The following is a 17,932-nucleotide window of genomic DNA, read 5'->3' on the forward strand; positions in this document are numbered from 1 at the left end:
GATCCGTTTCTGCAGACGCTCAAATTTCCAGGGATCCATCCAATGTCCGGAACTCAAGAGACCGCCGCGGCGGTTGAAGCAGAACACATTCCCGGGTGGGGCGTGGGCACAGGCGCGAAAGCGCTCTTTGCCATTGCCGTCGCCTTCTCGGTTTTCCAAATATGGACGTCGGCCTATTCGCCGCTGGCCAGCCAGGTCGTGCGCTCGGTGCACGTCGGCTTTCTGATGCTGCTGTTTTTTGGCCTGATCGCCAATTCGCGGCCGGGAGCCAAGGGCCACCAGACGCTCTGGTGGGTCATCGCTGTCGGCTCCTTCATCCTCAGCTTCTATCACTGGTATTTCTACGAGGACTTGATCCTGCGTTCGGGCATGCCCACCGAAGCGGATTTGATCTTCGGCAGCCTTCTGATCGCTCTCGTCTTCCTCGCCGGTCAGCGCATGATGGGCTGGGCATTGCCGATCATCTGCGCCCTGTTCCTGCTCTATGGCCTGTTCGGGCAGTATCTGCCTTCGCCGCTGGACCATCGCGGCTATGACGCCGAACAGATCGTCGAGGCCCTTTCCCTCGGCACCGAAGGCATCTACGGCACGCCGATCTATGTGTCGTCGAGCTACATCTTCCTTTTCATCCTGTTCGGCGCATTCCTCGAGCGCGCCGGCATGATCCAGCTCTTCACCGACGTGTCTCTCGGCACGGTTGGGCACACCACCGGCGGCCCCGCCAAGGTCTCCATCTTCTCCTCCGGTCTGATGGGCACCATCAATGGATCGGGTGTGGCGAACGTCGTCACGACAGGCGCCTTCACCATTCCCCTGATGAAACGCTTCGGTTTCCCCCCAGCCTTCGCGGGCGGCGTCGAAGCCACCGCTTCCATGGGCGGTCAGATCATGCCGCCGGTCATGGGCGCGGTCGCCTTCATCATGGCGGAGACGCTGGGTGTAGAATACGTCGTGATCGTCCAGGCGGCCATCATCCCGGCTATCCTCTACTTCGCCACCGTCTTCTGGATGGTGCATCTTGAGGCTCATCGCCTTGGCCTGCGCGGCATGCCCAAAGCGGACTGCCCCAGTGCTCTCGGCGCGCTGAAGAAGAGCTGGTATCTGATCCTGCCGCTGGTCGCCCTCGTTTGGCTGCTGTTCTCGGGCTACACGCCGCTTTTCGCCGGCACCGTTGGCCTCGGGCTTACCGCACTCATCGTGCTCGGTGTACCGATTTCCGGCAGGCTCGCCAGTTTCCCGCTGCGGGCCCTGTTCTGGGTTCTGCTCGGACTGCTCTCGGCGGCCGCCTTCGGCACCACCTTCAACATCGCGGGCATGCAGTTCCGCGGCGTCACCATCATCATCATGCTGGTGGCAGCCCTGGTGCTCATCAACCTCGTGGTGCGCGGCGGACGGGACACTCTGAAGCTCTGCCTGGAAAGCTTGGCGGAAGGCGCCAAGAATGCGCTTCCCGTCGGCATCGCCTGCGCTCTCGTCGGTGTCATCATCGGTGTTCTGGCGCTCACCGGCGCGGCAACCAGCTTTGCCCGCATCGTGGTGGCGGTTGGTGAAAGCTCTTTGTTCCTGTCACTGGTCCTGACCATGATCACCTGTCTGATCCTGGGCATGGGCATTCCGACGATCCCGAACTACATCATCACTTCGTCGATCGCCGGGCCTGCCCTTCTGGAACTCGGCGTGCCGCTGATCGTCAGCCACATGTTCGTGTTCTACTTCGGCATCATGGCCGATCTCACGCCGCCGGTGGCGCTGGCGGCCTTCGCCGCGGCTCCCATCGCCAAGGAAAGCGGCATGAAAATCGGTATTCAGGCCGTGCGCGTTGCGGTGGCCGGTTTCGTCGTGCCCTTCATGGCGGTCTATGCACCCGCCCTGATGCTGCAGGAGCAGGACCCGTTCATCCAGGTGGTCGGCTATTGGCCGGCTGTCGCCTATGCCGTCGGCAAGGCCGTTCTGGCCATCGCGCTCTGGGGCGCGGCCGGGATCGGCTTCCTTCGGACAAAACTTGCCTGGTGGGAGCGGCTCTGGGCATTTGGCGCCGCGGCGTTCCTCATCGCCGCTCTGCCGATGACCGATGAGATCGGCTTCGCTGCCTGCGTCGCCTTCATCGCTTGGCATCTCTGGCGGACTCGCTCGGTGTCGACGGCCACGACCACGGCGCCAGCGGCGGAATGAGCCTTCTCTGCCTCGCGGGAGGCGGCACTGTCACCAAACTGGCAGTTGCCGCCTTCACGCTCACCTGGATGCACACCATCGAGAAGATCCCCTGGGAAGAGGATTGGCATCTTTCCGGCAAAGAGCTCGTGGTGGATGAGGTCCGCATCAAAGGCACGGGCGCCGGCATGGAACCGGCGCCCGACGCCCGCCTCGAAGATGGCTTCTATCGCTGGACGCCCAAGGACAACACGCGCACGGAAATCATCCTGCGCCGTTCCGACGCCCCCAATGTGGGCGACTGGAATTTCTGCACCGAGGGCCAGTGCCGCACGCTCGGCACCATCGTGCCCGAGACCGCCGATCCGGTGCGGCTTTACCCCTGCGATTAATGCAGGATTTGCGTCAGGAATTCCCTGGTGCGTTCATGCTCCGGCGCAGAGAAGAACGTCTCGGGATCGGCGCTCTCGATCACCTCGCCCCTATCCATGAAAATGACACGGACGGCGACCCGGCGGGCAAAGCCCATCTCATGGGTGACGACGATCATGGTCATGCCCTCCTCGGCAAGGCCGACCATGGTGTCCAGCACCTCCTTCACCATCTCCGGATCAAGCGCCGAGGTCGGCTCGTCGAACAGCATGATCCGCGGCGCCATGCAGAGTGAACGGGCAATGGCCACCCGCTGCTGCTGACCGCCCGAGAGCTGGCCGGGATATTTCGTTGCCTGATCGGGAATGCGGACGCGCTCCAGATAATGCCAGGCCATGGCCTCCGCCTCGCGGCGCGGTCTGCGCCGCGCCAGGATCAGCGGCAGGGCGCAATTTTCCAGCACCGTCAGATGAGGAAACAGGTTGAAGTGCTGGAACACCATGCCGACATCGCGGCGGATGGCATCGATGTTCTTGAGGTTGGCGGTGAGCTCGGTGCCGTTGACCACGATGTGGCCGCGCTGATGCTCCTCCAGACGGTTGACGCAGCGGATCAGCGTCGACTTGCCCGAGCCGGAAGGGCCGCAGATCACGATCCGCTCGCCGCGCCGCACCTCCATATGGATGTTCTTCAGCGCGTGATAGGCGCCATACCATTTGTCGAGCCCGGTGATGGCGATAGCGATATGGGCAGCCTCGGCACCGGCGGACATTTGCCTCGTGTCGGTCATCGGTAATCCTTTTCGCGGACCCGCTGCTCCAGCCACAGCGAATAGCGTGAGATGCCGAAGCAGATGATGAAGTACATGGTGGCGACGAAGAGATAGGTTTCCGCGTAGGGCGCGGGCCAGGCCGGGTCCGCTGCCGCCGCCCGTCCCGCGCTCAGCATGTCGAACACGCCAACGATAAGGACGAGGCTGGTGTTCTTGACCATGACGATGGCGGTGTTGGTGAGGGGTGGAATGACCTTCTGGATCGCCTGCGGCAGGATGATGTGCCAGACCATCTTCCAACGCGGGATGCCAAGGGCCCGGGCCGCCTCCTCCTGCCCTCCCGATACGCCCTGCAGCCCGCCGCGCACCACCTCGGCAAGATAGGCCGCGGCGAAGATGGTGAGCGCCGCCAGCGTGCGACCGAGCTTGTCGATGCTCCAGCCCGCCGGCAACAGCAGCGGCAGCAGGATGGACGCCACGAACAAGAGGCCGACCAGCGGCAGGCCGCGCACCACCTCGATGGTCAGAACCGACAGGATGCGCGGAACGATGCTGGTGGAGCGGCGGCCCAGCGCCAGCACCACGGCAAAGGGAAAGCCGAGGCCAAGCGACAGGACGGCCAGGAGCAGGGTGACCGGCAAGCCTCCCCAGCGGTTGGTGGACACGACGGACATGCCGAAAACGCCGCCCCACATCAGCGTCAGCATGGCCGCGATCAGCACGCCCCACCCGAGGATCAGCTTTGTGCCCCACAGGCGCGGCGACAGTGTCATCAGAACGCCGCCGAGCACGAGGCCGATGACGAGAAGCGGCCGCCATTGCTCCTCCGGCGGATAGACGCCGAAGAGGATGAAGCGCAGCTTGTCGGCGATGAAGGCCCAGCAGGCGCCCTGCTCCTGGCACAGGCGGGCATCGCCGCCCGGCCAGACCGCATCCAGCACCGCCCAATCGATGGCGGCCGGAACAGTGGCGATCAGAAGGGCGCCGGTGGCGACGGTCAGCACCGAACTGAAAAGGTCGGCAAAGAAAATCTGCCGGAGCGTGCGCCGCGCGGCGGGAGGCGGCGCGGAGGCGGCCGAAAGTTCCGGCCGCTCGGAAAGAGTTGCGATGCTCATCGTTGCACCAGTGCCACGCGGCGGTTGTACCAGTTCATGAACAGCGAGACGGCGAGGCTGATGGTAAGGAACACGCCCAGCATGATGATGATGCTCTCGATGGCCTGGCCGGTCTGATTGATGACGGTGCCGACCACCAGCCCGAATTCCGGATAGCCCACCGCGAGCGCCAGCGTGGTGTTCTTGACCGTGGAGAGATATTGCGTCGTCAGCGGCGGGATGATGATGCGCAGGGCCTGGGGGATGATGACGTGGAACAGCGTCTGGCTGTCCCTGAGGCCGATGGCGCGGCCGGCTTCCCACTGGCCTTTTCCCACGGCATCGATTCCGCCCCGGATGATCTCGCCGATATAGGCGGACGTATAAACCACGAAGCCGATGATGAGAGCGGTGAACTCCGAGGAGAGACGCATACCCCCGGTGAAGTTGAAGCCAGTCAGCTCCGGCACGCTCACCGCAGCACGCCCGCCGCCAGCGACAAAGGCGAGGAGCGCAAGTACGAACGGGGCGATCGTGATGGCCGCTAGCATCGTCACCGCAAGGCCTCGGCGTCTGCGATAGATCAGTCCCGCAGCAAGGGTTAGCAAGCTGGCGGTGGCGCCGACCCACAGCAGGGAGGTGATGCCCTCCAGATGAAGGCTCGGCAGATAGATCCCGCGCAACGAGATGAAAACGCCGCCGACGGGATTGAGCGCCTGGCGCGGCCCCGGCAGGGCCGTGGTGGCGATCGCATACCAGAACAGCAGCTGGACGATCAGCGGTGTGTTCCTGATGACCGTGATATAGGCGCCGGTCACCCCCGACGTCAGCGGGTTGGACGAGCGGCGGCCGAGACCGACCACGAGGCCGACCAAGGTGGAGAGCACGATGGCGATGGCGGAGATATAGAGCGTGTTGGCGAGGCCCACCACGAAGGCCCAGGCGATGGTATTGGCCGGGCTGTAGGCGACGATGCTTTCAGAGATGGGAAAGTTGGACGGCCGCCAGAGGAAGTCGAGGCCCACGCGGATACCGCGTGCGGTCAGATTGGTGACCGCATTGTCATAGAGCCAGTAGAGCCCGGCAAGGCACGCCGCCAGCAGCACAGTCTGTGCCGTCAGGCTGCGTGCCCTTTCGCTATACCACAGGGAGGAAAGCATAGCGTCCCGGTCCTCTCACTGGAACGCGAGCGGAAACATCAGGCCGCCGTCGGTGAACAGGCGGTTGGGTCCGCGCTCGATCTTCAGCGGGCTGCCGGCACCCAGATTGCGGTCGAACACTTCGCCGTAATTGCCGAGCTGCTTGATGATGTTGTAGGCGAACTTCTCGTCGAGCCCGAGCGCGGCGCCATTGCCGGGTTCCGTCCCGAGGAAGCGCATGATGCGTGGGTCTTTCGACTCCTGCATCTCCTCGACGTTAGCCTGGGTGATGCCGAACATCTCGGCCGCCAGCATGGCCTGCACCGACCATTTGACGATGTCGTACCAGCGGTCGTCGCCGTGGCGCACCGCGACGGAGAGCGCGTCCATGTAAGGGGTCGCGGGGAAGATGACGTAGTCATCAGGGTTCTTCGCCTGGGTTGCGCGCACGGAGGCGAGCGCTGCTGCATCGGTGATCAGCGCGTCGCAACGCCCGGAGAAGAAGGCCTGCCGTGTCGCGGCGACATTGTCGAAGATCACGGTCTTCAGGTTGAGGTTGTGCTTGGTGGAGACATCATTGACCACCACTTCGGTCGTGGAGCCCGTCTGCACGCAGACCGAGGCGCCGGCCATGTCCTCGACCTTGGTTACACCGATCGATTTCGGCACCATGAAGCCGGTGAACTCGTAATAATTGACGGCGGCGAAGTTGATGCCGTTGGCATCGCGCCGCAGCGTCCAGGTGAGGGTGCGCGGCAGCATGTCGATCTCGCCGGTCTGCAGCGCCGGGATGCGCTGCTGCCCGCTGAGCGGCACGAATTCCACCTTGTCCTTGTCGTTGAAGACCGCGACGGCGACCGCGCGACAGGTCTCCACATCGAGCCCGCGCCAGTAGCCCTGGCCATCAGGCGCGCCGAAGCCCACCGTGCCCTGGCTCGCACCGCAGATGATGTGGCCGCGCTGCTTCACCGCCTCCAGCGTCGACTGCGCCGTGGCGGCGGAAGATCCGAGGATCGGGAGCGCGAGCGCGAGGCCCGCGAGCAGTATCGACTTTCCCTGACGCATTCTCATGGTTCTAATCCCTCTGGTTATGGTGATGGGGCCTCTGCTTGGTGCAGGGTCTCGTTGTGAAGGCTGTCCGCGATGGCGCGTGCGATGGGCAGGAGGTCGGTCCACAGGTCCCGCGGGTCCTCCAGGCCAATGCTGATGCGAAGAATGGTGCCCGGGTGCACCGAAGCCGTGACCGAGCGGTCACCGGTGACGTTCATGGGCGCGAGCAGGCTGTGCGTGCCGCCCCAGGAGGCACCGATGGAAAAGACCTTCGCCGCCGTCAGGAGGTCGGGAAGCGCCTCTTCCGCCGCCGGCGGTACGATGAGGCTGAAGACCCCGCTCGCGCCGCTGAAGTCGCGTTTCCAGAATTCGTGGCCGGGATTGTGTTCGAGCGCCGGGTGCAGGACGAGATGGGCGGGCACCAACTCAGCGAGACGCTGAGCAAAATCAATGGCGACGGCCGCGCAATGTGCCAGCCGCACACCCATGGTCTCCAGGCCCCGCAGGACCAGCGCGCAGTCATCCGGCGAGACGCCGATGCCCATCATGCGCATGGTGTCCTTCAGCCGCCGCTGCTGCGGCAGTTCGCGGACACTGACCGATCCCATGAGAAGATCGGAGTGGCCGCCGACATATTTGGTCAGCGCCTCCACCGAGAAGTCGACGCCATGGTCCAGCGGCTTGAAGTTGAGCGGGGTCGCCCAGGTGTTGTCGCAGGCAACAAGCGCGCCGCCGGCATGAGCCGCTGCGACGATGGCCGGAATGTCCTGCACCTCCATGGTGGTGGAACCGGGAGACTCGGTCCAGACCAGCTTGACGGTCGGGTCCATCAGCTCGGCGATGCCGCCGCCGATCATGGGATCATAGACCTTGTAGGAGATGCCCCGCGGCTTCAGGAAATTTTCGCAAAAGCCCGTGGCCGGCGGATAGGCCGTGTCGGCGATCAGCACGCTGGCGCCGGGCATCAGCACCGTGGTCATGACAAGCGCGATGGCAGCCTGACCGGAGGGCACCAGCACGGTGCGCACGCCCCGTTCCAGCTCCGTCAGCGCCGCTTCCAAGGTCCGGCTCGTCGGCGTGCCGTGCAGCCCATAGGAATAGCCGTCGGGGCCCCGGTATTTGCGATCGGCGTAGGACTTCGCGTCCTTGAAGACGATGGTTGATGCCCGGTAGGTCGGGACCGCGAGACTGGCGAAGCCCTCATGGGAAACCTCGGGGCGCATCACGCAAAGCGTCTTGTCGTGCATTGAACTTCCTCAACTGTCAGGAGCTTCAGTATCGAAGGGCGGACCTAGCAGAACAATTGACAAGCTCGCCTAGGTCTATGCATAAACCTTATAGGTTTACGCGGCAGGTTTCATGAACTTCAGGCAGATCGAAGCCTTCCGGTCGGTCATTATCAGCGGCACCGTGTCCCGCGCCGCGGAGCTCATGGGCGTCACCCAGCCCGCCGTCAGCCGCAGCATCACTGAACTTGAAGCCCGCGTCGGCTTTGCCCTGTTCGACCGGGTCAAGGGTCGGCTGATCCCGACACCGGAAGCGCAGGCCTTCTTCCGTGATGTGGATGCAAGCTTTGTCGGCCTCGACCGCCTTCGTGCCTCGGCGGCGCGGATCCGCGATTTCGGCTCCGGCAACATCCGCGTGGCGAGCCTCGCCGCCCTCGGGTCGACGCTGGTGCCACGCGCCATACGTCTGTTCCGTGACAAGTTTCCGACAAGCGTCGTGACGCTCAACGTCATGTCCTCCTCAGCGGTGCGCAATCATGTCGCCGATGGCGAGTTCGACATCGGCCTTGCCGCCGACGAGGTGGACCTCACCGGCGTCGATCATCAGGTCTTCGGCGGCTTTGCCGCGGTCTGCGCCATCCCCCGCGGCCATGCCCTGGCCGAGCGGAGCGTGATCGGTCCGCGCGACCTCGATGGCGTCGACTATATCGCGCTGTCGCCGGAGGACCGTGCACGGCTCCGCCTTGCCAAGATCTGCGAGGAAGCCGGCGTGCGCCCCCGGCTCGTGACCGAAACCCCCAACTCCGCCACTGTCTGTGCCCTGGCGCTCGAAGGCGTGGGTGTCGGCATCGTGAACCCCCTCTCGACGGATGGCTTCGCGGCGCGGGGGCTGGTGTTCCGCCCCTTCAAGCCCGATGTGGAATTCAAGAGCCACCTTCTCTTTCGCCCCGACACCCAGAAGGCGCGGATTCTGCGGGCCTTCATCGCCGCCCTCCTCAAAGCCCGCAACACGCGCCCTCCTCTCGTCTAAGGGCCGTTGCAACCTTTTCCGCTCGCGCTATCTTCCTTCTGCGTCCCGCGACACGGGCGGGTGCACGCCATGAGGTTTTCGCTCCGGCATGTCCGGCTTCCTGATCCGTCCCGCCGAACTTGAGGATCTCGACGCGCTCTGCGCCATCGAGGAGCGTGTCTTCGACACGGACCGCTTGTCGCGCCGCAGCTTCCGCCACTACATCACCAAGGCGCGCGATGCGCTCCTCGTGGCGGTGGACGAAGACAACAACCTCCTCGGGTATGCGCTTGTCCTGTTCCGGTCAGGCACCGCCCTCGCCCGACTCTATTCCATCGCCGTGCAGCCGGACCGTCTGAAGAGCGGCATCGGCAGCAGGCTCATCAAGGCCGCCGAGGACGAAGCCGAAGCGCGTGACTGTATCCTGCTGCGCCTCGAGGTACGCGCCGACAACCAGGCGGCCATCGAACTTTACAAGCGGCGAGGCTACAAGCAGTTCGGCACCTATCTCGATTATTATCAGGACCATATGGACGCGCTGCGCTTTGAAAAGCGCCTGATCCCGCATGTGCCGGATTCAAAAAACACACCGCCCTATTTCGAGCAAACTCTCGATTTCACCTGTGGCCCGGCCTGCATCATGATGGCGCTGGCCTGGGCCGATCCGGCGATCAGGCCGGCGCGCATTCTGGAGCTCAGGCTCTGGCGGGAGGCGACGACGATCTACATGACCTCGGGGCTCGGTGGCTGTGAGCCCTATGGGCTGGCCGTGACGCTGGCCCGGCGCGGTCTCAAACCGGAACTGCGCCTGTCCTCTGAAGGCCCGTTCTTTCTCGACAGTGTCCGTTCCGACGAGAAGCGCACCGTTATGCGCCTCGCCCAGGAAGACTTTCGCGACGAGGCCCAGGCGCTGGATATTCCCATCCGTCTCGAGCCCGTCGGCGCCGCCGGTCTCATTGCTGCCCTGGATGAAGGCGCGATCGCCATCGTTCTCGTCTCCGGCTTTCGCATGTTTGCGCAGAAGGTGCCGCATTGGGTTCTGGCCCACGGCCATGACGACCGTCATGTCTTCGTTCACGATCCCTGGATCGAGACCGACGATCTTGAGACACGTTCTTCGGCGGCAAATCTCCCCATTCCCATTTCCGAATTCGACCGGATGGCGCGCTATGGCAAAGACGGACTGCGCGCCGCCGTCATCATTAGAAAAGGCGCCGACGCATGACCGGCTGGGTGATCCTTGTCGACAATGCCAAAGACTTTCCGAACGCCGATACGCCGCACAAGGTCATCACCACGCGGGAATATCTGGCGCGGCCGAGGCTGTTCGACGCCGCTGCGGGGAGGCCAAAGCTCATCAACCTGTCCCGCTCCTATGCCTACCAGAGCCGCGGCTATTACGCCTCGCTTCTGGCGGAGGCACGTGGCCACCGCATCATTCCAACCGTGGAAACCATGCTGGAGCTCAGGACCCGCACGCTCTACGAGCCCGCGATCCCCGAGATCGAGGATGCGCTGAACCGCTGCGCCAAAAAGCTCGACAAGCAGCCTGAGGCGCCCTTCAGCCTGCTCGTCTGCTTCGGCCGTGCGCAGGATCCGCATTACGAGGGCTTTGCCCGTGTGCTGTTCGACTGGTTCCGCTGTCCGGTGCTGGAGGTCAGCGTCGAACCGGGGCCGTGGCTTGCCATCGACAAGATCCGCCCCCGCGCCCTCACCAAGCTTGATGAGACCGACACCGCTTTCCTGCATGAGGCGCTGGAGAAGAGCACGCGCCGCGAGTGGCGCGGGCCGAAGCAGCGCGTGGTGGCCAAATACAGTCTGGCCGTGCTGCACGATCCCAAGGAAGCGATGCCGCCCTCCAACCTCGCGACGCTCAAGCACTTCGCTCGTCTGGCGGAAAAGCAGTCGGTCGAAGTGAACCCCATCACCAAGAAGAACCTTCACAACCTCGCCGAATACGACGGTCTCTTCATTCGTGAGACCACCTCCATCGACAACCACACCTATCGTTTCGCCCGGCGCGCGGTGCATGAGGGCATGCCTGTCATCGACGATCCCGTCTCCATGATCCGCTGCACCAACAAGGTCTACCTCATGGAATTGCTCGGCGCGGCGGGCGTCCATATGCCGCCCACGCTGATCCTGTCGGAGGGCGACGATGTGACAAAGGCCATCGACCTCTTGGGCCTGCCGCTGGTGGTGAAAATCCCGGACGGTTCCTTCTCGCGCGGCATCCATAAGGTGAAGACGGAAGCGGAACTGAAGAAGCTCTGCGCCGACATGTTCGAGGACACCGACCTCCTGCTCGCCCAGAAATTCATGCCCACGGCCTATGACTGGCGCGTCGGCGTGCTGGGCGGCGAACCTCTGTTCGCGTGCCAGTACATGATGGCCAAGAACCATTGGCAGATCATCAAGCACGACAGCAACGGCAGTGCGCTCGAAGGCGGCTTCAAGACCTTCGACCTCGACAAGGCGCCGCCGGAAGTGGTGACGCTGGGCATGCGCGCCGCCCGGCCCATCGGCCAGGGCCTCTACGGCGTCGACATCAAGGAAACCGACGAGGGCCTCTACGTCATGGAGGTCAACGACAACCCCAATCTGGAGCATGGCGTGGAAGACGCCGTGCTGAAGGACGAACTCTGGAACCGCATCACCCGGTGGTTCATCGACCGCATGGAGAAACGGCAGGGATAGTGTTCTTCTACCGAGCTAAAGTATTAATTCAAAATTTAAATACCTTTTTTGAGATAGATGTAACTAAAAATCGGCAAGTCAGCTTTACCCATGAAGGGAACCAAACCTCAGGTTCTCCTTCATGCCGTTCACCCGCCTGTCACGCCCTTACTCTTCGCTGGGAAAGCCTCTACGCGCCTTGCGCAAAAGCGAAGGAGGCGCCGTTGCCGTGATCCTGGCGCTGGCGGGCGTCGCCGTGACGACGCTGTCGGTTCTCACGCTCGATTATACGCGCGCCATCGCGCTCGAGGCGAGATTGCAGGCGGCGGCAGACGCGGCCGTGCTGAACGCACTTCACATGGACAGCGCAGATAAGGATTTCGCAAAGGCCGCGGAAGATTTCTTCTATGCGCAGCTCGAGGAGGACGACCGCAAGGCGGTGCTTGATTTTTCAAGCCGAACCGAGGTGCGGGACCGGCTGCTTAATCTCGTCATCGAATTCCGTGCCAATCTCACCGGCTCGTTCTTCGAAGCCTTTGGCTACGGCGATTTGATCCTGGGCGGCAATGCGACGGCTACCATGGGACCGCCCAGCGGTCTCGGATTTCATTTCATCCTCGACGTATCAGACTCCATGGGATTGGCCGCGACCGAAGAAGCCCGCGTTGCCCTCCGCAACGCCACGATCAATGTCCCTTTGGGAAGTTGCGAATTTGCCTGCCACACCGCCGTCAACTTCACCATCGCCCGCGACATTGATGTTCCCCTGCGCATCGATGTCGCGCGCGCGGGTATCGAACGCATGATCGGCATTGCGACGACGGACTATGCCGATCGGAATTACACCTACTCCGTTACGGCCATCTCCAACCACTCGGTCAATGTGATCGAGACCACAGCCGATGCCAGGCAGGTTCTTTCGTCTCTCGCGGACATTGATGTGGGTTTTGGCATGGGCAACACCGACGCCAATTCCTGGTTCAACATATCGCTGCCCCAAACCGCCGCCTGGCTTGATCTTCACCCTTCCGAGGCCGGGCGCGATGTCGTTGTCCTCGTGACGGACGGCGTCCAGTCCGAAAACCGCACCACCGACGAAAACCTGGTGAAGCCGCTCGACCTTGCCTACTGCGAGATGCTGAAGCGTAATGGCCGCAAACTTGCGATCATCTATACTGAATATCTGCCCATTCCCGGAGACCACGTCTACGAGCATCGTGTCAGGTTTTTCCGAGATCAGATCGAACCGAACCTGCGAGCTTGCGCGTCAACCGGCCTTCTGCTGATCGGGAGCAATTCCGGCGATCTGACGAGCGTGTTCGAAGACATGTTCCACTTGGTGAACCGCGCGCTTTACCTGTCAAAGTGACCGAGATCAGGCGCGCGTGCTTTGGGCGATGGTGCTGCCGGTCTTGTAGGGCACCTGAGCCTCGGCGAACTGGACGTTCACTTCCATGGCCCAGGCCATCAACTGCTCCATGCGCGCCGCAGCGGCATCGACACGCGCTTGTGCATCGCTGTCGGTTTCGCCAGGCCCATCACCTACTCCCTCGGAATCACCGTCGACTCCCTCAGTTCCGGTAAGGTCGGGCGGTCCTTCGCCCTCAGTCTCCGACGTTCTGCGACTCTGAATAGTCGGATCCGGCTCGCCTTCGGTTCCAGGCTCGTCGCCAGAAGGTTTCTTCCTGTAGGGATCCTCTAGACCCCAGCCCGGAATATTCTCCTCAAACAGATCCGGATCGTACGTGAAAACCGATGCTTTCTGTTGAGTCCTATCGATGAATTCAAGTTCATCCCTATCGGGCATCTCCACCGAAGGTCCATTGGTAGTGATCCGCATATCAGCGCTTCCTCTCCATCTCCGCGTCGAGGCAGGATACGGACGGTTAACCAGTTCACACAACGATAGTAAAACAGGCCTCGCAGAGCAACCGCCGAAGTATTTTCGTGGCTAACAGGCATTCCAGCGGGGACGGAAAGCGCTTCTACCCGCCCTCTTCCGCGATGCTCTTCGGAACGTCGCCGATCACCTGTCCCGGACGCTTAGGCACCGTCAGCGGAGCCGGCACCGGACCATTGCTGCGGATGAGATCGCTGCCGGCATTGATGCCGCCGGAGACCTGCAGGGCGAGCCGCTCCTCATCGCGGCGGCGCACGTCACGCTGGATGTCGTCTACCTCCTCATCGGGCACGCCAAGCCGGCGCAGCACCTCCGCACCGAAGGTCATGGCGGATTCGAACGTCTCTCGTATCTGGTAATCGACGCCCGCCTCGATCAGCTCCAGCGCATGCCCACGATCATAGGCATTGACGAAAAGCGGCGTCAGCGGGAATTCGCGACGGATCATCTGGGCGATGCGCGTCGCCGCGGCCTTGTCGTCGATGCACACCAGGATCGCCGCCGCATCGGCGGCACCCGAGGCCCGCAGGATGTCGATGCGCGTGCCATCGCCATAATAGATCTTGAAGCCGAAGGTCGAGGCGGCGCGGATCATCTCTACGTCGTTCTCGATCATGTTGACGCTGTAGCCGCGCGCCAGCAGGGATTGGCTGACGATCTGCCCGAAGCGGCCGAAGCCGATCATCAGGATCTCGCTCGCGAGGCCCTGGGCCTTGTCGATGCCATCGAAGGTCTGCCGTTCCGCCGGCCGCAGGCGGTGCACAACACTGGCGATCACTGGCGTCAGCGCCATGGAGATGATGACGGTGGCCGTGAAGATGGCGTTCTGCCGACCGTCGAAAATGCCCCCCGCCAGCGCCGCCGAATAGAGCACGAAGGCAAATTCGCCCCCTTGCGCGAAAAGCGTCACCCGGTCGACAGCCTCGCGATTGCCGGCGCCGAACAGCCGCGCGACCACATAGATGCCGAACGACTTGATCAGTGTGAAGGCGACCACGGCGGCCGCCACCAGCATCCAGTCGGCGGCAACGGCGGCAAGGTTGAGAGACATGCCGACCGCGATGAAGAAAATGCCGAGAAGAATGCCGCGGAATGGCTCGATGTCGGCCTCCAGCTCATGGCGGAAGGAGGATTCCGACAGGAGCACGCCGGCAAGAAAGGCGCCCATGGCCATGGAAAGGCCGCCCACCTGCATGAGAAGCGCAGAACCGAGCACGACCAGCAGCGCGGCCGCTGTCATCACTTCCCGCGCGCGGGCGGCGGCGAGCACGCTGAACATGGGGTTCAGCAGCCAGCGACCGATGACGATGAGGCCGACGACGGCCCCCAGGCCTATGGCCACGGCCTGCCAGCGCGAACCGCCGCCGTCGCCCGCCATGGGCGCGATGAAGGTGACGAGCGCGAGCAGCGGAACGATGCTGAGGTCTTCCAGGAGAAGGATCGAAACCGCCCGCTGGCCCAATGGCGTCGAGGTCTCCCCCCATTCGTCCAGCATCTGCATGACGACGGCGGTTGATGAGAGGACAAAACCCATGCCCGCGACCAAAGCGACCGGCGTCGAAAGCCCCGCCGCCACCCCCGCCAGCGTCAGGAGGGCGCCACAGAACACCACCTGCGCCGCGCCAAGCCCGAAGATTTCACGCCTCAGATGCCACAGCTTCACGGGCTGCATCTCCAGCCCGATGATGAAGAGCAGCATGATCACGCCAAGCTCGGCGGTATGCAGGATGGTCTCAGGATCGGAGAAAAGCCCGAGGCCGAAGGGACCGATGACGATGCCGGCGCTGAAATAGCCGAGCACCGTGCCGAGCCCCAGTTTGCGGAAGAGCGGCACCGCGACAACGCCCGCCCCCAGCAGCGCCACCACCTGGACGAGATCGAACCCCTGACCCTCGACAGCCATTCCGACCTCCTCCTGAACCTTGCCTGCCTCGAGGTAAAGCTGATCGCAGAGGCCGTGGCAATGCGGCAGCCTTCAATTCCAGCGCTGATTGTTCTCGCTGCCGCTCAGAGCACCACGGGCGTCAGCAGCGGCCGGCCTTCACGCCAAGCGATCAGATTGGCGACGGCAAGCTCGGCCATGGCCGCACGCGTCGCGACGGAGGCCGACCCCACATGCGGCAACAGCACCGTGTTGGGCAGGTCGATCAACGCCTGCGGCACGCGTGGCTCATCGGCGAAGACGTCAAGTCCCGCGCTCAGGATCACGCCATCACGCAGCGCCTCGATCAAGGCCGGTTCATCCACCGTGGACCCCCGGCCGACATTGACGAAGATGCCGTCCGCGCCCAGCGCCTCGAAGACCGCGCGGTTGCAGATGGCCTTGGTTTCCGCGCCGCCCGGCGCGAGGGAAACGAGTGTATCGACCTCCCGCGCCATCTCTACGAGATCTCCATAGTAACGATAGGGAACATCGCTCTGCTGGCGCCGGCCGTGATAGGCGATGGAGACCCCGAAGGGCTGAAGCCGCGCGGCCACCGCCTTGCCGATGCGCCCGAGCCCGAGGATGCCGACCTTGCGCCCCTTCATGGTGGCGCGGGAGAAGGGATACGGCCCCTTGAGCCATTTTCCCTCGCGCAGATAACGATCGGCCGCAGGCAGCTCCCGCACCGTTGCGAGAAGCAAGGCCACCGTCAGGTCGGCCACCTCCTCGGTCAGCACGTCAGGCGTGTTGGTCACCGCAATGCCCTTCTGCGCGGCATGCACCACGTCGATGGCGTCATAGCCCACCGAGACGGTGGAGATGATCTTGAGTTTCGGCAGGCGGTCGATCAGATCGGCATCGACGCGAACACCGGCGCCATAGCCGATCACGGCCTCCACCTCTGGCGCCGTCTCACGGATTAGCGCCTCGCGATCTTCGGCCTTATAGACCTCATGCACCGTGAAGTTCCGCCTCAAGGCCTCGATCGATGCCTGGGGTATGGTGCTGAACAGCAGAAGATGCGGCTGGAGCATGGAGATGCCTTTCACATATCGGTGGCGGATTTCACGGTACGTTCGCGGGCGAAAAGATAAAGACCGCTTGAGATGACCACGGCGGTGCCGGAGAGGGTCCACAAATCGGGCGTATCGCCGAAGATCGTCCAGCCGAGCGCGATCATCCAGATGATCTGGCTGAATATGTAAGGCGCGAGCACGCCGGCCGGGGCGCGCTTGTGAGCGATGATCAGCATGAGGTGGCCGGACCCGCCGAGCACTCCGGTAAACAGAAGCAGCCCCCAGTCGAAAGTGCTCCCGGGCCAGACCCAGACCGAAGGCAGCGCCGGCGCAAGCAGGGCCATGCCGAACATCGGCATGTAGAAGAAGCTGGTCCAGACGCTGTCCCTGGCGCCCACCATGCGCGTCAGGATGTTGTAGAAGGCGTAGCAGACGGCGTTGGCGAAGGCGTAGAGATAGGCGATCTTCCACTCACCGACGCCCGGTCGCGTGACCAGAAGCACGCCGATGAAGCCCACCATGATGGCCGCCAGCCGGCGCGGTCCCACCCATTCGCCCAGGAGCGGGCCCGCGAAGATCGCGACAAGCAGCGGGGTCGCAAAGACGATGGACATGGTCTCGTCCATCCTCAGCTCCTGCAGCGCCATGAAATTGAGCGTGGTGGTGCCGGCAAGCAGCACCGAGCGCAGGAACTGCAGCATCGGGCGCCCGGAGCGCCAGGACCCCGGCATGGTGAGGGGATTGACGATCACGACCGCGATCAGGAGGTGCGAGGCATAGCGCACCCAGGCGATCTGCACCGGATCGTGAACCTGGCCGAGGTATTTGGCCACCGCGTCCAGAAGCGCGAACATCAGGAGGCCGCCGCACATGAGGGCGATCGCGAGCCGTCGGGTACGGCGCGCATCGTCCGGCGCGACGACAGGCTGTGATGGCTCCGACGGAAAGCCAGCCGGATCAACGGCGCTCATGATGGTTCCAATCACGGGATCGCGTGTCACGCGGGGGGAGGCGTGGTGAACCGGAGCGATAACGCCAAAAAGCCGGTCGCGGCAAGGGAGAACTGCGGTCGCCTGGATCAGTCGTCGGCGCCAGCTTCGCCTTCGGCGGCCATCTCCTCGACGGTTGCATCAGCCACATTGCCGGCTGCCGCATTGAGGCTTTTCGCAATCCGGCCAAGGCCACGGCGCAGGCGCTTCTTGTCCTTGCGGTCGAGCATCTCGACGGCCTCGTCCTCCAGCACGCGCCATACCGCCTTCACCGCCATGGCGCGCAGCTTGCCCTCATCCGTCAGATGAACGCGCACGATGCGCGCGTCCCCCGGAGCCGAACGCCGCTCGACCAGCCCCTGCGCCGCCAGCCTTCCGATGGCTTTGGACGCCGTTGGAGGGCGCACCCGCAAGCTCGCCGCGAGGTCGCCGATGGTGCGGCCGTCGTCCGCCGCGAGCGCGGTCAACACCTGCTCCTGCCCCGGAAAAAGGCCGAGTTCGGCAAGGAGCTGCGCCATGCGGACACGGTGCAGCCGGGCCGCATGCAGCAAGGCATAGCCGACCGTCTTGGAATAGGGCGTCTTTTCAGCCATGTGTTGTCGCGAATGATTGAG

16 protein-coding genes are annotated in these 17,932 nt (G+C 63.5%); 6 read left to right on the forward strand and 10 right to left on the reverse strand.

The window, feature by feature from the left end; genetic code table 11:
• The first annotated feature begins 42 nt into the window (after positions 1–42).
• Together IEV58_RS16520 and IEV58_RS16525 are read left to right on the forward strand one after the other, a co-directional pair.
• On the forward strand, positions 43–2,172 hold the full coding sequence (locus IEV58_RS16520) for a TRAP transporter permease (protein ID WP_188410924.1): 2,130 nt from the start codon (positions 43–45) through the stop codon (positions 2,170–2,172).
• Complete coding sequence (locus IEV58_RS16525) at positions 2,169–2,543, forward strand: DUF1850 domain-containing protein (protein ID WP_188410925.1); 375 nt, start codon at positions 2,169–2,171, stop codon at positions 2,541–2,543. The genes IEV58_RS16520 and IEV58_RS16525 overlap by 4 nt, the downstream gene beginning before the upstream one ends.
• On the opposite strand, the gene IEV58_RS16530 is transcribed toward IEV58_RS16525, so the two are convergent.
• Genes IEV58_RS16530 through IEV58_RS16550 form a run of 5 tightly spaced genes read right to left on the reverse strand, consistent with a single transcriptional unit; the run spans position 2,540 to position 7,825 of the window.
• Complete coding sequence (locus IEV58_RS16530) at positions 2,540–3,313, reverse strand: amino acid ABC transporter ATP-binding protein (protein WP_188410926.1); 774 nt, start codon at positions 3,311–3,313, stop codon at positions 2,540–2,542. The two genes, IEV58_RS16525 and IEV58_RS16530, sit on opposite strands and share 4 nt — an antisense overlap.
• On the reverse strand, positions 3,310–4,410 hold the full coding sequence (locus tag IEV58_RS16535) for an amino acid ABC transporter permease (protein ID WP_188410927.1): 1,101 nt from the start codon (positions 4,408–4,410) through the stop codon (positions 3,310–3,312). Before IEV58_RS16535 ends, IEV58_RS16530 begins: the two co-directional genes overlap by 4 nt.
• Positions 4,407–5,549: an amino acid ABC transporter permease gene (locus tag IEV58_RS16540; protein ID WP_188410928.1), complete on the reverse strand. Its 1,143-nt coding sequence runs from the start codon at positions 5,547–5,549 to the stop codon at positions 4,407–4,409. The genes IEV58_RS16535 and IEV58_RS16540 overlap by 4 nt, the downstream gene beginning before the upstream one ends.
• A 15-nt stretch (positions 5,550–5,564) precedes the next feature.
• A complete protein-coding gene (locus IEV58_RS16545; RefSeq protein WP_229729546.1) occupies positions 5,565–6,599 on the reverse strand; it encodes an amino acid ABC transporter substrate-binding protein in 1,035 nt (344 codons plus the stop codon).
• 17 nt (positions 6,600–6,616) lie between these two features.
• Positions 6,617–7,825 carry a trans-sulfuration enzyme family protein gene (locus IEV58_RS16550; protein ID WP_188410929.1) on the reverse strand — a complete coding sequence of 403 codons (1,209 nt, stop codon included), beginning with the start codon at positions 7,823–7,825 and terminating at the stop codon, positions 6,617–6,619.
• A 112-nt stretch (positions 7,826–7,937) separates the two neighbouring features.
• Here IEV58_RS16550 and IEV58_RS16555 point away from each other — a divergent pair, with 112 nt between their 5' ends.
• The 4 genes from IEV58_RS16555 to IEV58_RS16570 all read left to right on the forward strand — a co-directional run bounded on the left by IEV58_RS16555 (position 7,938) and on the right by IEV58_RS16570 (position 12,858).
• Positions 7,938–8,834 (forward strand): LysR substrate-binding domain-containing protein, encoded by an 897-nt coding sequence (locus tag IEV58_RS16555; protein WP_188410930.1) that lies wholly within the window; start codon positions 7,938–7,940, stop codon positions 8,832–8,834.
• 88 nt (positions 8,835–8,922) lie between these two features.
• On the forward strand, positions 8,923–10,038 hold the full coding sequence (locus IEV58_RS16560; RefSeq protein ID WP_188410931.1) for a GNAT family N-acetyltransferase/peptidase C39 family protein: 1,116 nt from the start codon (positions 8,923–8,925) through the stop codon (positions 10,036–10,038).
• Positions 10,035–11,510, forward strand: coding sequence for a RimK family ATP-grasp domain-containing protein (locus IEV58_RS16565; protein WP_188410932.1), 1,476 nt, complete (start codon positions 10,035–10,037; stop codon positions 11,508–11,510). The genes IEV58_RS16560 and IEV58_RS16565 overlap by 4 nt, the downstream gene beginning before the upstream one ends.
• Positions 11,511–11,631: 121 nt before the next feature.
• Complete coding sequence (locus IEV58_RS16570) at positions 11,632–12,858, forward strand: TadE/TadG family type IV pilus assembly protein (protein WP_188410933.1); 1,227 nt, start codon at positions 11,632–11,634, stop codon at positions 12,856–12,858.
• A 6-nt stretch (positions 12,859–12,864) separates the two neighbouring features.
• Here IEV58_RS16570 and IEV58_RS16575 read toward each other — a convergent pair whose 3' ends face one another.
• The 5 genes from IEV58_RS16575 to IEV58_RS16595 form a co-directional block, all read right to left on the reverse strand.
• Entirely contained in the window at positions 12,865–13,329 is a 465-nt protein-coding gene (locus IEV58_RS16575) for a hypothetical protein (protein WP_188410934.1), read from the reverse strand.
• 145 nt (positions 13,330–13,474) lie between these two features.
• Positions 13,475–15,292 carry a monovalent cation:proton antiporter-2 (CPA2) family protein gene (locus tag IEV58_RS16580; RefSeq protein ID WP_188410935.1) on the reverse strand — a complete coding sequence of 606 codons (1,818 nt, stop codon included), beginning with the start codon at positions 15,290–15,292 and terminating at the stop codon, positions 13,475–13,477.
• A 104-nt stretch (positions 15,293–15,396) separates the two neighbouring features.
• A complete protein-coding gene (locus IEV58_RS16585) occupies positions 15,397–16,347 on the reverse strand; it encodes a 2-hydroxyacid dehydrogenase (protein WP_188410936.1) in 951 nt (316 codons plus the stop codon).
• Between the two features lie 11 nt (positions 16,348–16,358).
• Positions 16,359–17,300, reverse strand: a complete 942-nt coding sequence (locus IEV58_RS16590; protein WP_188410937.1) for a DMT family transporter — start codon at positions 17,298–17,300, stop codon at positions 16,359–16,361.
• 107 nt (positions 17,301–17,407) lie between these two features.
• On the reverse strand, positions 17,408–17,911 hold the full coding sequence (locus IEV58_RS16595; RefSeq protein WP_308791263.1) for a MarR family winged helix-turn-helix transcriptional regulator: 504 nt from the start codon (positions 17,909–17,911) through the stop codon (positions 17,408–17,410).
• Positions 17,912–17,932 lie beyond the last annotated feature (21 nt).

Source organism: Agaricicola taiwanensis (assembly GCF_014635245.1).
Taxonomy (GTDB): Bacteria; Pseudomonadota; Alphaproteobacteria; order Rhizobiales; family Methylopilaceae; genus Agaricicola; species Agaricicola taiwanensis.